Annotated in this window: 13 protein-coding genes and 1 pseudogene; 11 read left to right on the forward strand and 3 right to left on the reverse strand. The window is 73.8% G+C overall.

Annotated elements, in window-relative coordinates:
- Window positions 1-81 precede the first annotated feature (81 nt).
- Complete coding sequence (locus tag OG562_RS26180) at window positions 82-1,824, reverse strand: pitrilysin family protein (RefSeq protein ID WP_266401855.1); 1,743 nt, start codon at window positions 1,822-1,824, stop codon at window positions 82-84.
- A complete protein-coding gene (locus OG562_RS26185; RefSeq protein WP_266401858.1) occupies window positions 1,821-2,783 on the reverse strand; it encodes a hypothetical protein in 963 nt (320 codons plus the stop codon). Before OG562_RS26185 ends, OG562_RS26180 begins: the two co-directional genes overlap by 4 nt.
- A gap of 123 nt (window positions 2,784-2,906) precedes the next feature.
- Between OG562_RS26185 and OG562_RS26190 the strand changes: the two genes are divergently transcribed.
- From OG562_RS26190 to OG562_RS26220, 7 genes are all read left to right on the forward strand, one after another.
- On the forward strand, window positions 2,907-3,278 hold the full coding sequence (locus tag OG562_RS26190; protein ID WP_266401860.1) for a holo-ACP synthase: 372 nt from the start codon (window positions 2,907-2,909) through the stop codon (window positions 3,276-3,278).
- Between the two features lie 193 nt (window positions 3,279-3,471).
- Window positions 3,472-4,959, forward strand: coding sequence for an NAD(P)H-hydrate dehydratase (locus OG562_RS26195; RefSeq protein ID WP_266401862.1), 1,488 nt, complete (start codon window positions 3,472-3,474; stop codon window positions 4,957-4,959).
- A gap of 244 nt (window positions 4,960-5,203) precedes the next feature.
- Window positions 5,204-6,085 (forward strand): L,D-transpeptidase family protein, encoded by an 882-nt coding sequence (locus tag OG562_RS26200; RefSeq protein WP_266401865.1) that lies wholly within the window; start codon window positions 5,204-5,206, stop codon window positions 6,083-6,085.
- A 33-nt stretch (window positions 6,086-6,118) separates the two neighbouring features.
- A complete protein-coding gene (gene alr, locus OG562_RS26205; RefSeq protein WP_266401867.1) occupies window positions 6,119-7,378 on the forward strand; it encodes an alanine racemase in 1,260 nt (419 codons plus the stop codon).
- The gene (locus OG562_RS26210) at window positions 7,375-8,631 is read left to right on the forward strand and encodes an alpha/beta fold hydrolase (RefSeq protein WP_266401869.1); all 1,257 of its coding nucleotides are present in this window, start codon (window positions 7,375-7,377) and stop codon (window positions 8,629-8,631) included. Before alr ends, OG562_RS26210 begins: the two co-directional genes overlap by 4 nt.
- The gene (gene tsaE / locus OG562_RS26215) at window positions 8,597-9,109 is read left to right on the forward strand and encodes a tRNA (adenosine(37)-N6)-threonylcarbamoyltransferase complex ATPase subunit type 1 TsaE (protein ID WP_266401872.1); all 513 of its coding nucleotides are present in this window, start codon (window positions 8,597-8,599) and stop codon (window positions 9,107-9,109) included. The genes OG562_RS26210 and tsaE overlap by 35 nt, the downstream gene beginning before the upstream one ends.
- A gap of 154 nt (window positions 9,110-9,263) precedes the next feature.
- On the forward strand, window positions 9,264-9,434 hold the full coding sequence (locus tag OG562_RS26220) for a hypothetical protein (protein WP_266401874.1): 171 nt from the start codon (window positions 9,264-9,266) through the stop codon (window positions 9,432-9,434).
- Window positions 9,435-9,511: 77 nt separating this feature from the next.
- Here the strand turns inward: OG562_RS26220 and OG562_RS26225 are convergent, their stop codons facing one another.
- Window positions 9,512-10,063 (reverse strand): hypothetical protein, encoded by a 552-nt coding sequence (locus OG562_RS26225; RefSeq protein WP_266401877.1) that lies wholly within the window; start codon window positions 10,061-10,063, stop codon window positions 9,512-9,514.
- Window positions 10,064-10,182: 119 nt separating this feature from the next.
- On the opposite strand from OG562_RS26225, the gene tsaB reads away from it, so the two are divergent.
- From tsaB to OG562_RS26245, 4 genes and pseudogenes are all read left to right on the forward strand, one after another.
- A complete protein-coding gene (tsaB, locus tag OG562_RS26230) occupies window positions 10,183-10,836 on the forward strand; it encodes a tRNA (adenosine(37)-N6)-threonylcarbamoyltransferase complex dimerization subunit type 1 TsaB (RefSeq protein ID WP_266401879.1) in 654 nt (217 codons plus the stop codon).
- A gap of 41 nt (window positions 10,837-10,877) precedes the next feature.
- Window positions 10,878-11,375: a ribosomal protein S18-alanine N-acetyltransferase gene (gene rimI / locus OG562_RS26235; RefSeq protein ID WP_266409523.1), complete on the forward strand. Its 498-nt coding sequence runs from the start codon at window positions 10,878-10,880 to the stop codon at window positions 11,373-11,375.
- Window positions 11,368-12,477 carry a tRNA (adenosine(37)-N6)-threonylcarbamoyltransferase complex transferase subunit TsaD gene (gene tsaD / locus OG562_RS26240; protein ID WP_266401881.1) on the forward strand — a complete coding sequence of 370 codons (1,110 nt, stop codon included), beginning with the start codon at window positions 11,368-11,370 and terminating at the stop codon, window positions 12,475-12,477. The genes rimI and tsaD overlap by 8 nt, the downstream gene beginning before the upstream one ends.
- A gap of 10 nt (window positions 12,478-12,487) precedes the next feature.
- Window positions 12,488-12,730: pseudogene (locus OG562_RS26245) on the forward strand (hypothetical protein); the annotation flags it as partial.
- Between the last annotated feature and the right edge of the window lie 198 nt (window positions 12,731-12,928).

The following is a 12,928-nucleotide window of genomic DNA, read 5'->3' on the forward strand; positions in this document are numbered from 1 at the left end:
GCCTGTCGTCGGTCTTCGTCAGGTCTTCGGCCGGGCGTCGGTCTTCGTCAGGTCTTCGGCCTGTCTTCGGCCGGTCGTCGGTCAGCCGCGCGCGTCCTTGCGGCGCTGGTTCACCGTGCGGGTCCAGCGGATCAGGGTGTACTCCAGGAAACCGATGCCGAACACGCCGGGCAGGGACGGTATGCGGCCCTGCTCGATCCGCTCGACGATGAGGTACACGCCGACCACCGGCCAGACCGCCGCCAGCGTGACCAGCAGGACGAGGAGCGCCGCCCAGCCCCAGGCGCGGGGCACACCGGGCGTGCGCCGCTCGCCGGAGGGCTTCTCGCGCTTGCGGGGACGGGGGATCGCGTCGGCTTCGCGGGCCGGCATCCGTACCACCGCGGACGCCGGGACGCCGGCGTCGAGCGCCGCGATCCGCTCCGGGGTGACCCCCTGGTACAGGGTCGGCTCGACGGTGACCGAGAAGGCGTCGTGGCCGGTGAGGACGCGGGCGCCGTCGGGGCGGGCGGTCATGGCCGCGCAGGCGTCGTAGTGGACGGTGACCGGGCCGTCCGGGGTGGTCAGGGTGACGCCCTCGGCGCCGATGACGAGAGCGACCCGTTCGTCGTTCAGGGACGGGTGCCGGGTGCCCGTGACGGTGGTCGAGGAGTACTGCGGGGCGAGGGCGAGACCTGCCCAGTCGACGCCCCGGCCGGGCGCCTGGAGCAGTGCGCCGGCCCACGCCTCGCGGGCCACCTCGCGCAGGTCGGCGACCGTCACCGCGTTCAGCTCGGCCCTGTGCTGCTCGGGGGAGAGGATCCGGTGCCCGAGCAGCAGGCTCAGCGCGTACGACGGGAGGGCGGCGGCCTCCAGGTCGGGAACGTCGTACATCTTGAGGAGTTTGGCGCGGACGGAGTCCAGTTCGGACTGTTCGATGCGGCCGGTGCGCAGTCGGGCCAGGGTGTCGACGAAGCCGCCGACGACCGCGTCCTGCTTCTGCGGGAGGGCGTCGGCGTAGGCGGTGAGGGTGGCGAAGTCGGCGTCGCGGGGGGTGTAGTCGGCCTGCGCCGAGTAGGAGTAGCCGCCCTCCTGGCGCAGGTCCTGGAAGAGGGCCCGGCCGAGGACGTCGGCGAAGACGGAGGCCGCGGTGGAGCGCCGGACCACCGAGGTGAGGACGACATGGCCGTCGTCGCCCCGGATGTAGGCGGGGGTGACGGGGAGCGAGCTGGTCGCGGCGGGCGCCGGGACGCGGACGCCCTCGGGGAGGGCGAGGTCCAGGCCCTCGGGGACGTGGTCGCCGGTGATCCACAGCACCGCGTTGTCCCGGGTGAAGCGGGTCCGCGCCCAGTCGCCCACCTGCTCGGGGGTCAGGCCCCAGGTGCCGAGCTCGGTGTAGCTGGACAGGCCGTAGCCCTGGGCGCCGTACCGCCACAGCGGCATCTGGTGGTGCGGGCCGGTGCCGCGGCCCGCCGCCTCCGTGCGCAGGATCTCCTTCTCGGTCTCCAGCCGGTCCATCGGCAGGTCCCGGAGCGCCGCGCACACCCCGTTGAGGTACTCGACGACCTCCTTCTCGCCGCCGGTGACGTGGAAGAGGGTGTACGCGTTCGCCGTCGCGCCGTTGAAGTGCAGGTCGGACACGCCGAGGCGGTGCAGGGCGAGATGCTCGACGAGATGGGTGATCCCGGCCGTGGCCAGGGTCTCGTCGGCGCGGCCCACGCGGAAGAGGAGACCGGCCGTCGTCTCCTTGCCGGCGGCGGCGGAGACCGGGGCGTAGAGGGTGGGGATGCCCTGGGTGGTGGTGTGGGAGACCAGGCCGTCCAGTGGCCGCAGTTCTGTCGTCATCGGTGGTCGGCCCCCAGCGCGGACTCGCGGAACTTCAGGAATGCGGACTTCGGGTCCTGCGTGTACTGCCACGGGAACTCCGAGGCGCGGTCGCCGAGGAAGGCGAAGTGCGGGGCCGCCTCCGCGAAGTGCCCGCCGATCGAGAAGGCGAACGCGAACGCGCTGTGCGCGCCGAGCGTGTTCCAGTCGGGGCGGTGGCCGGCGTTCAGGACGGAGACCTGGGCGGCGAAGCGCAGGTCGTCGCGGACCGGCAGACCGCGCAGATAGGCGGCGCGCTCGGGGCTCTCCAGGTCCAGCCAGTGCTCGATGTGGGCGAGGGCGACCAGGGCGCCGGCGTTCGCGCCGTCGGGGGCGTCCCTCGCGCACTCCCGGGCGAAGCCGTGCGCCGCGTCCCAGGAGCCGCCCCACTTCGGGCACAGCTGCTGGAGCAGCTGGGTCTGCGCACGGTAGTGGTGGGGGTGGTGGGCGGCGAGGCGGTCGTAGCGGCGGCGGGCCTCCGCCTGGCCGAGCTCCAGGCCGCGGGCCGTCAGCAGGCGGGCGGTCCAGGCGGGGGCGTACCCGGGCTGCTCGGCGCAGACCTCGATCAGGAGCTGCTCGGCCTTGCGCAGCCAGGCGTGGAACTGGCCGAACTGGTCCCTGGAGACGTGCTGGGCGCGGGCGCCGCTGCGGATGTCCCAGCCGATGCGGATGTACCGCTCGGCGAGGAGGGTGCGCGGCAGCGGGTCGCCGGGGAGGTCGGCGGCCGCCTTCTCCAGGAAGGTCTCGACCCCGGCGAGGTCGGCGAGGACGGCCGAGGCGGAGGAGACCTTGTCCACGGAGTCCAGGCCCGCGAAACAGGCCCGCACGGCCGACCAGTCCCCCGCCTGCGCGGCCGTGCGCAGGGGGATCAGCTCGGGTGTGTTGTCGAACGGATCGAAAGTCGGCCCCGAAGAGCCCATGCCGACGCTGGTACTGCTCATTCCCCCGCCCCCCTGGCGTGATCAAGTCGCCGCAGGCTAGCAGTCGCCTGTGACAGTCGCATGGGCGGCCGGGGGGCCGGGCGGGGACGGCCGGGCGGCGGGGCCGGCCGTAGGGTGCTCGGCATGAGCATCATCGGGGTCGGTATCGACGTGGCCGGGATCGATCGGTTCGCGGCGTCCCTGGAACGGACGCCCGGACTGGCCCGACGGCTGTTCGTCGAGCGGGAGTTGCTGCTGCCCGGCGGAGAGCGGCGGGGCGTCGCCTCGCTGGCGGCGCGGTTCGCGGCGAAGGAGGCGCTGGCCAAGGCGCTGGGGGCGCCGGCGGGGCTGCTGTGGACCGACGCGGAGGTGTACGTCGAGGACAGTGGGCAGCCCCGGTTGCGGGTCCGGGGGAGCGTCGCCGCTCGCGCCGCCGAGCTGGGCGTACGGTCCTGGCACCTCTCGTTGAGCCATGACGCGGGGGTGGCTTCGGCGGTGGTGATCGCGGAGGGGTGAACACTGGCTCGCCGGCCATGTGACCTAGCGCGGTCGTGCGCGTCCCGCGGTCATGTGGCGTCGCGCGGTCATGTGGCGTCGCGCGGTCGTGCGCGTCCCGCGGTCAACTGCGGCACGGCATCCCGGTCGTCTGCGTCGCGCCGAAGAGGAGGCGGCCGTGAGGAAGCGGGTGTTTCGGGGGAGACTCGCTGTCATGCGTACTGCCTACGGTGTCGAGACGGTCCGGAGTGCCGAGCGGGAGCTGATGGCCCGGCTGCCCGAAGGGGCGTTGATGCAGCGGGCCGCCGCCGGGCTCGCCGCCGCCTGCGCGGATCTCCTCGGGCGGGTGTACGGGCGACGGGTCGTGCTGCTGGTCGGCAGTGGGGACAACGGGGGCGACGCCCTGTACGCCGGGGCCCGGCTGGCCCGGCGGGGAGCGGGCGTGACCGCGGTGCTGCTCGCGCCCGGGCGCACGCATGCGGCAGGGCTGGCGGCGCTGTGTCGGGCCGGCGGGCGCACGCTCACCGCGGCGACTGCGCAGGACGTCGAGACCGGGGACGCCGTCGACACCGGGGACGCCGCCGAGGACGCGGTTCGGCGGGCCGATCTCGTGGTCGACGGCATCGTCGGGATCGGCGGGAAGGGCGGGCTGCGGCCGGCCGCCGCCGCGCTGGCCGCGCTGGCCGGGGAGTCCCGGGCCGCCGTCGTCGCCGTGGACCTGCCCAGCGGGGTGGAGGCGGACACGGGAGAGGTGCGCGGGGCGGCGGTACGGGCCGATCTCACCGTGACCTTCGGGACCCACAAGCCGGGGCTGCTCGTCGATCCCGCGCGGGAGTACGCCGGGTCGGTGCGGCTCGTCGACATCGGGCTCGGGTCCGTGCTGCCCGCCCGGCCCGAGCTGGAGGCCTTGCAGCACGCGGACGTGGCGGCGCTGCTGCCGACGCCGTCCGGCGAGAGCGACAAGTACCGGCGCGGGGTCGTCGGGATCGCCGCCGGGTCCTCCCGGTATCCCGGGGCCGCCGTGCTGGCCGTCGCGGGGGCGCTGCGGGGCGGGGCGGGGGCTGTGCGGTACGTCGGTCCCGCCGGGGCCGCGGTCCTCGCGCGGTTCCCCGAGACGCTCGTGTCCGACCAGGGGGCTGCACAGGCGGGGCGGGTGCAGGCGTGGGTCGTCGGGCCCGGCGCGGGGGACGACGCCGCGGGCGTCGCGGAGGTGTTGGCCGTGGCCGCGGAGGTGCCGGTGCTGATCGACGCGGACGGGCTGCGGCTGGCGGAGGTGGGGGCGGTGCGGGGGCGTGCCGCGCCTACCTTGATGACCCCTCATGCGGGGGAGGCGGCCGCGTTGTTGGGGGTGGCTCGGGAGGAGGTCGAGGGGGGCCGGCTGGCCGCGGTGCGGGAGCTGGCGGGGCGGTATGGGGCGACGGTGCTGTTGAAGGGGTCTACGACCTTGGTGGCCGACAGCGGCGGTGGTGTGGTGCGGGTGAATGCGACCGGGACGGGGTGGCTGGCCACAGCGGGGAGCGGGGACGTGCTGTCGGGGCTTGCGGGGTCGTTGCTCGCGGCGGGGCTCTCCGCGGTGGACGCGGGGAGTGTGGGGGCGTATCTGCACGGGCTGGCGGGACGGTTCGCGGCGGGTGGGGCCCCGGTGGGGGCGCAGGACGTGGCCGCGGCCCTTCCGGGGGCTTGGCGGGATGTACGGGGGTGAGCGCCGGGCTGCTCTCGCCTCCGCAGCCCCTTCCCTTCCCGTCCCGTCCCTGGGGGCTGCTGCCCCCCGGACCCTCGCTTCGGCCACGAAAGGGCCTCGTCCTCAGACTCCCCCAGAGGGGACCCCAGGGGCTGACATCTGCCGCCCGGCGCTGAAATGTTGGCGCTCGTCGGAATGAGTGACCTCTCCGCGCGCCGTCCCCCTCCTCCCCCTTCCTCCCTCGCCCCCGCGATTCTCTGATCGCATGATCAGCAGACGTATCGCATGTCGGACTGTCGCCGTCCTGCTCGCTGCGGCGATCGTGCTGCCCGCCGGGGTGGCCTCGGGCGCGCCCGCTCCCCCCAGCCCGGAGACCCAGTTGGTGCCGGGGGTTCCGCCGGGGTCGGGGCAGCCCTGGCAGATCGACACGCCCGACCAGGTGCTGGCGCCGACCGTGTACCGGCCCAGCGCGGCCGAGGACGCCGTGGAGCCTCGGGACGCGGTGGAGGGGACGTACGCGCTCGTCGAGTACGTGCCGTTGGACGAGGCGGCCGCGCGGGTGGCGTGCAGCAAGAGGACCGGGCCCTATCAGCGGCCGGTCGAACGGTGGCTGAAGCTGAAGGCGGACGGGAAGCAGTCCGCCGCCGACTGCAAGGCCATCCGCGCGTTCCAGCAGAAGCAGAAGATCAAGCCCGCGATCGGGTTCGCGGGGCCCGTCACCTGGGCGCGGATGCAGCTCATCTCCGCGAAGAAGGATCCCAACGCGAAGAAGAAGTGTCCGGTGCGGACGTACCGGGTGGCGTGCGTCGACCTCAACCGGCAGCTGACCTGGGTGCAGAAGGGGTCGAAGGTCGTCTTCGGTCCGGTGTCCATGCGGAGCGGGCGGGCCGCCTATCCGACCCGCAAGGGGTGGCACACGGTCTACTGGCGGCACAAGAACCATGTGTCGACGCTGTACAACACCCCTATGCCCTACGCCCAGTTCTTCGACGGCGGACAGGCCTTCCACGCCGTCTACGGCACCATCCACACCACCATCGGCTCCATGGGCTGCGTCAACCTCACCCTCGGCGACGCGCGCAAGCTGTGGGGCGTGCTGAAGAAGGGGGACCGGGTCTACGTGTGGGGCCACCGGCCCGGTACTTAGAGCCGGTCGGACCCCTCTGAGACACTGGGCGCGATGAGTGAGACTGCCGAGACGACCGCCGCCCCGCCGCGCGCCCGTGCCGAGATCGACCTGGCCGCGCTGCGGGCCAACGTGACGGCCCTGCGCGCCCAGGCGCCGGGCGCGGCGTTCATGGCCGTGGTGAAGGCCGACGGGTACGGCCACGGCGCCCTGCCGTGCGCCCGCGCGGCCGTACAGGCCGGGGCCACCTGGGTGGGCACCGCCACGCCCGAGGAGGCCCTGGCGCTGCGCGCCTCGGGCGAGCTGCCCGCGGACGTCAGGATCATGTGCTGGCTGTGGACGCCGGGCGGCCCCTGGCGGGAGGCCGTCGAGGCCGGTCTGGACGTCTCGGTGAGTGACCTGTGGGCGCTGGAGGCGGCGGGAGCCGCGGCTCGTGCCGCGGGCCGGACCGCTCGGGTGCAGCTCAAGGCCGACACCGGGCTGGGCCGGAACGGGTGTCAGCCCGGGGACGACTGGGCCGGGCTGGTCGCCGCCGCACGGCGGGCCGAGGACGCCGGGCTCGTCCGCGTCACCGGGCTCTGGTCGCACTTCGCCTGCGCCGACGAACCCGGCCACCCCTCCATCGCCGCCCAGCTCGCCCTCTTCCGCGAGATGGTGTCGTACGCCGAGCTGCGCGGCCTCCGGCCCGAGGTGCGCCACATCGCCAACTCCCCGGCCACGCTCACCCTCCCGGAGACCCACTTCGACCTCGTCCGACCGGGCATCGCCATGTACGGCCTCTCGCCCAGCCCGGCGGTCGGCGCCTCCGCCGACCTGGGCCTGCGTCCGGTGATGACGCTGGCCGCCTCCCTGGCCCTGGTCAAGCAGGTCCCGGGCGGGCATGGCGTGAGCTACGGCCATCACTACGTCACCCCGGGCCGCACCACGCTCGGCCTGGTCCCGCTGGGGTACGCGGACGGCGTTCCGCGGCACGCCTCGGGGACCGGTCCGGTGCTGGTCGGCGGCAAGTGGCGGACGGTCGCCGGGCGGATCGCGATGGACCAGTTCGTCGTCGACCTCGGCGGCGACGAGCCCGGGCCGGGCGCGGAGGCGGTCCTCTTCGGCCCCGGCGACCGCGGCGAGCCCACGGCCGAGGACTGGGCGCAGGCGGCCGGAACCATCGGGTACGAGATCGTCACGCGCATCGGCGCCCGCGTTCCGCGCGTCTACCTCGACGAGGAACCAGAAGGACCACGACAGGAACCACAAGGACCACGGCAGGAACCAGCAGAACCACCGCAAGAATCAGAAGAACCGGACGGGAGCGGGTCGTGAGCGAGAGCAGCGCCGAGGCGGTGGCGAGCGCCGCCTCCGCGGCCGTCGCCGCCGCCTCCGCCACGGGGGCCGCCGGGAACTGGCGCCGGGCTACCGGCATCGCCGGCGCCGCGATAGGCGTGATCGCCGCGGGCGCCGCGGCCGGGGTCGCCCTGGAGCGGATGACCGTCGGACGGGGGATGCGGGCCAAGGCCCGCCTCGCGCTCGACTCGGCGGGCCCGTACGGCGCGCTGCGGGGCACCCCCGGCAAGGCGTACGCCGACGACGGCACCGAGCTGTACTACGAGGTCGACGACGTCGAGCCCCAGGGCGGACCGGCGAACCGGCGGCGCAGGCTCTTCGGGCGCAAGGCCCCGCTCCCCGTCACCGTCGTCTTCAGCCACGGCTACTGCCTCACCCAGGACTCCTGGCACTTCCAGCGGGCGGCTCTGCGGGGCGTCGTACGGACCGTGCACTGGGACCAGCGCAGCCACGGCCGGTCCGCGCGCGGGACGGCCCAGGCGCAGGACGGCGTGCCGGTCACCATCGACCAGCTGGGGCGCGACCTGAAGGCCGTGATCGACGCGGCCGTGCCCGAGGGGCCGATCGTGCTCGTCGGGCACTCCATGGGCGGCATGACGGTGATGGCCCTGGCCGCGCAGTATCCCGAGCTGATCGCGGAGCGGGTCGTCGCCACCGCCTTCGTCGGCACGTCCTCGGGGCGGATGGGCGAGGTCAACTTCGGGCTGCCGGTCGCCGGGGTCAACGCGGTGCGGCGGGTGCTGCCGGGCGTGCTGAAGGCGCTCGGGCAGCAGGCGGCCCTGGTGGAGAAGGGGCGGCGGGCCACCGCCGATCTCTTCGCCGGGATCATCAAGCGGTACTCGTTCGCGTCCCGGGACGTCGACCCGGCCGTCGCCCGGTTCGCCGAGCGGATGATCGAGGGCACGCCGATCGACGTGGTCGCCGAGTTCTACCCGGCCTTCACCGACCACGACAAGACCGAGGCGCTCGCCCTCTTCACCGACATGCCGGTGCTGGTGCTGGCCGGCATCGGGGATCTGGTCACCCCGAGCGAGCACAGCGAGGCCATCGCCGACCTGCTGCCGGACGCCGAACTGGTCCTCGTGCCGGACGCCGGGCACCTCGTGATGCTGGAGCACCCGGAAGTGGTCACCGACCGTCTCGCCGACCTCCTCACCCGCGCGGGCGCCGTGCCCGCAGGAGCTACCGTGGGCGGTTATGGAAGCACCAGCAGCACCGCGCAACCCGGCTGACGTCCAGCTCACGGTCACCTCTCCCGAGCAGATGGGGGAGTTGGGCCGCCGGCTGGCCAAGCTGCTGCGCGCCGGTGATCTCGTGATGCTCAGCGGGGAGCTCGGCGCCGGCAAGACGACGCTCACCCGCGGGCTCGGCGCGGGGCTCGGCGTGCGCGGCGCGGTCACCTCCCCGACCTTCGTGATCGCCCGCGTGCACCCCTCCCTCGGCGACGGTCCGCCGCTCGTCCACGTCGACGCGTACCGCCTGGGCGGCGGGCTCGACGAGATGGAGGACCTGGACCTCGACGTGTCGCTGCCCGACTCCGTGATCGTCGTGGAGTGGGGCGAGGGCAAGGTCGAGGAGCTGACGGACGACCGGCTGCAGCTCGTCATCCACCGCGCCGTGGGCGACACGACCGACGAGGTGCGCCATGTGACGGTGACGGGCCTCGGGCGGCGGTGGGCTTCGGCGGACCTGAGCGTGCTCGCCGTCTGAGCGTGCTGTTCGGTCTGAGCGTTCTGTTCGGTCCGAGAGTTTCCGACATCGCGTCGGCAAGATGTTGCGTTCGGCGTCCGGGGCGTGGTCACATGGTATCCAGTCCCTAGTTAGGTGTGCCTAACTAGGTCCGCCCCGGTCCCAGGAGGCGTCCATGTCGGCCACCGAGCCCTCCGTGGCCCAGCCGCGGCCCGTCGCCCCCGGCCAGGTGTCCATGCGCGACCTGCTGGCCTCCTGCGCGGCCGCACGGGCCGTCTCGACGCCGCCGCGCCTGCCCGACCGCGCGCCCGCGAAGGAGCGCGTCGAGCACCGCAAGGCCGCCTGACGTCGTAGCGGAACCATCCGGTGGCAGCCCCATCCCGTGGCGGCCCCCTCCTGTGGCGGTCCTGCCCGGTGGCGGTCCTACCGGATCACGACGACCGGCTCCCCGATCGTCGCGAAGATCCACATCGCGTCGCCGTCCGCGCGGGACTGCCGGATGCCGCCCGTCCGCACCGACGAGTCGGGCGCCGACGTCGAGCCGTCCACCGCCGCGCTGAAGCCCACCGTCACGCCGTTCACGCCGGCGAAGCGGACCACGTGCTCGATGGGGGCGCCGTCGGTGCCGGTGACCGCGGCAGCCCGCGAGGTGACGACGTACGTGCCCGGGAGCGGGTCGACGGTGCCGGGGGTGACCTTGAACGTCCGCATGGTCCTGCCGTTCGCGCCGACCAGCCACACCCGGTCGTCGTCCACCGAGTACACCACCCGCTCGCCCTTGCCGGAGCCGCCCGGCAGCGCGGCGGGGTTCTTCTTGTCGCGGGGAGCCTTCGTCGCCGGGGCGGAGACGACGCCGGCGTGCGCTCTGCCGAGACCCGAGGGCACGTTCGCGGACGCCCGGTAGCCCAGGAGACCGACCGTCGCGACAGCCGCCGCGGTGAGCCCGGCGACCAACGTCGAGCTGCTGCTTGCCACGGCGACCACCTCATCGTCGTATGTCATGTTTTGCGGTGACGTTAGCAGTCGTCGTGGGGTCGGTCGGGACATCCGGCACAGGCGGAGAGGAGCGCGGCGCGGAGCCGTAGGCTGTTTGCGTGCTCTTGCTCGCTCTGGATACCGCCACCCCCGCCGTCACCGTCGCGCTGCACGACGGCACGGACGTCATCGCCTCCTCGAGTCAGGTGGACGCGCGCCGGCACGGCGAGCTGCTGCTGCCGGCCGTCGACCGGCTCCTCGCCGAGGCGGGGCGCAGGCTCGACGCCGTCACCGGGATCGTCGTGGGCGTCGGCCCCGGCCCGTACACCGGGCTGCGCGTCGGTCTGATGACCGCCGACACCTTCGGGCTCGCGCTCGGCGTCCCCGTGCACGGACTGTGCACGCTCGACGGCCTCGCCTACGCCGCCGACCTCGCCGGCCCCTTCGTCGTGGCGACCGACGCCCGCCGTAAGGAGGTCTACTGGGCGCGCTACGCCGACTCCCGGACCCGGCTGACGGACCCGGCCGTGGACCGGCCCGCCGACATCGCCGGACAGCTGGCCGGACTGCCCGCCGTCGGCGCGGGCGCGCTGCTGTACCCGGACTCCTTCCCCGACGTACACGCGCCGGAGCACGTCTCCGCGGCCGCGCTGGCCGCACTGGCCGCCGAGCGGCTCGCCGCGGGCGAGGAACTACCCGCGCCGCGCCCGCTGTATCTGCGCCGGCCGGACGCCCAGGTCCCCAAGAACTACAAGGTGGTCACCCCCAAGTGACCGATCCCGAACCCGTCACCCCCGTGCCGGCGCTGCGCGAGATGCGCTGGTGGGACATCGATCCGGTGCTCGAACTGGAGAAGGACCTCTTCCCCGAGGACGCCTGGTCCCGGGGCATGTTCTGGTCCGAGCTGGCGCACTCCCGCGGCGCCGAGGCGACGCGCCGCTATGTCGTGGCCGAGGACGGCGACCGGATCGTCGGATACGCCGGCCTGACCTCGTCCGGGGACCTGGCCGACGTCCAGACCATCGCCGTCGCCCGCGACCACTGGGGCACGGGCCTCGGCGGCCGCCTGCTGACGGAGCTGCTGCGCGCGGCGACCGCCTTCGAGTGCGCCGAGGTGATGCTGGAGTGCCGGGTGGACAACGTCCGGGCTCAGAAGCTCTACGAGCGCTTCGGCTTCGAGCCCATCGGCTTCCGGCGCGGCTACTACCAGCCGGGCAACGTGGACGCCCTGGTGATGCGCCTGACCGACCCCTCCTCATCAGTAGTTTCAACGGAATCGACATCTGTGCAAGGAACCGAGACCCATGGCTGACGAACCGCTCGTCCTCGGCATCGAGACCTCCTGTGACGAGACCGGCGTCGGCGTCGTGCGCGGCACGACCCTGCTGGCGGACGCCATCGCCTCCAGCGTCGACGAACACGCCCGCTTCGGCGGGGTCGTCCCGGAGGTCGCCTCCCGGGCCCACCTGGAGGCGATGGTCCCGACCATCGAGCGGGCGCTGAAGGAGGCCGGGGTGAGCGCGCGGGATCTGGACGGGATCGCCGTCACCGCCGGCCCCGGGCTCGCCGGAGCGCTGCTCGTCGGGCTCTCGGCCGCCAAGGCGTACGCCTACGCCCTCGGCAAGCCCCTCTACGGCGTCAACCACCTCGCCTCCCACATCTGCGTGGACCAGCTGGAGCACGGCCCGCTGCCGGAGCCGACGATGGCGCTGCTGGTGTCCGGCGGCCACTCCTCGCTGCTGCTCTCCTCCGACATCACCTCGGACGTACGCCCGATGGGCGCGACGATCGACGACGCGGCGGGCGAGGCCTTCGACAAGATCGCGCGCGTGCTGAACCTGGGCTTCCCGGGCGGCCCGGTCATCGACCGGTACGCGCGCGAGGGCGACCCGAAGGCCATCGCGTTCCCGCGCGGCCTCACCGGCCCCCGCGACCCGGCGTACGACTTCTCCTTCTCCGGTCTGAAGACCTCGGTGGCCCGCTGGATCGAGGCGAAGCGGGCGGCGGGGGAGGACGTCCCGGTGCGGGACGTGGCGGCCTCCTTCCAGGAGGCGGTCGTGGACGTCCTGACCCGCAAGGCCGTCCGGGCCTGCAAGGACGAGGGCGTCGACCATCTGATGATCGGCGGCGGCGTGGCCGCCAACTCGCGGCTGCGGGCCCTGGCCCAGGAGCGCTGCGAGGCGGCCGGCATCCGGCTGCGCGTTCCGCGCCCCAAGCTGTGCACGGACAACGGCGCGATGGTCGCGGCCCTGGGCGCGGAGATGGTGGCGAGGGGGCGGTCGGCGTCCAGCTGGGACCTGTCGGCCGACTCCTCCCTCCCGGTGACGGACCCCCACGTCCCGGGCCACGACCACGGTCATGACCACGGCCACGACCATGTGCACGAGGTCAGCAAGGACAACCTGTACTCATGAGGATCACGCCATGACGGTCGCGTTGATGTGGGAGGCCCGGGCGGCGGAGGGCAGGGGAGCGGACCTCCTCGCCTGGGCCCACGCCCAGGTGCCGGCCCGTGAGCCCCTGCGCCGCGAGATCCTCCGCGCCCCGCAGGACCGGGTGCTGGTCATCACGTGGTGGGATGCGCCGTACGACGCCGACCTCCCCGAACTCCCGGAGCCCGAGGGTGAGTTGGTGACCCGGACCGTCCACCGCTGGCGGTTCGAGTCGGACGGGCCGCAGCCGTCCTGGTACGGCGTCCGGTGCGTTGTGCGGCATGCCTCCCTGGACGTCTACGAGGAACGCGTCACCCTCTGGACCGCCCGGACCGCGGACGAGGCGATCGACCGTGCGGAGGCCGAGGCCGCCGAGTACTGCGCGGACCTCGACGCCGTCGAGTACGTCGGCTTCGCCGAGGCCTACGCCATG

This window comes from Streptomyces sp. NBC_01275, assembly GCF_026340655.1.
Classification (GTDB): domain Bacteria; phylum Actinomycetota; class Actinomycetes; order Streptomycetales; family Streptomycetaceae; genus Streptomyces.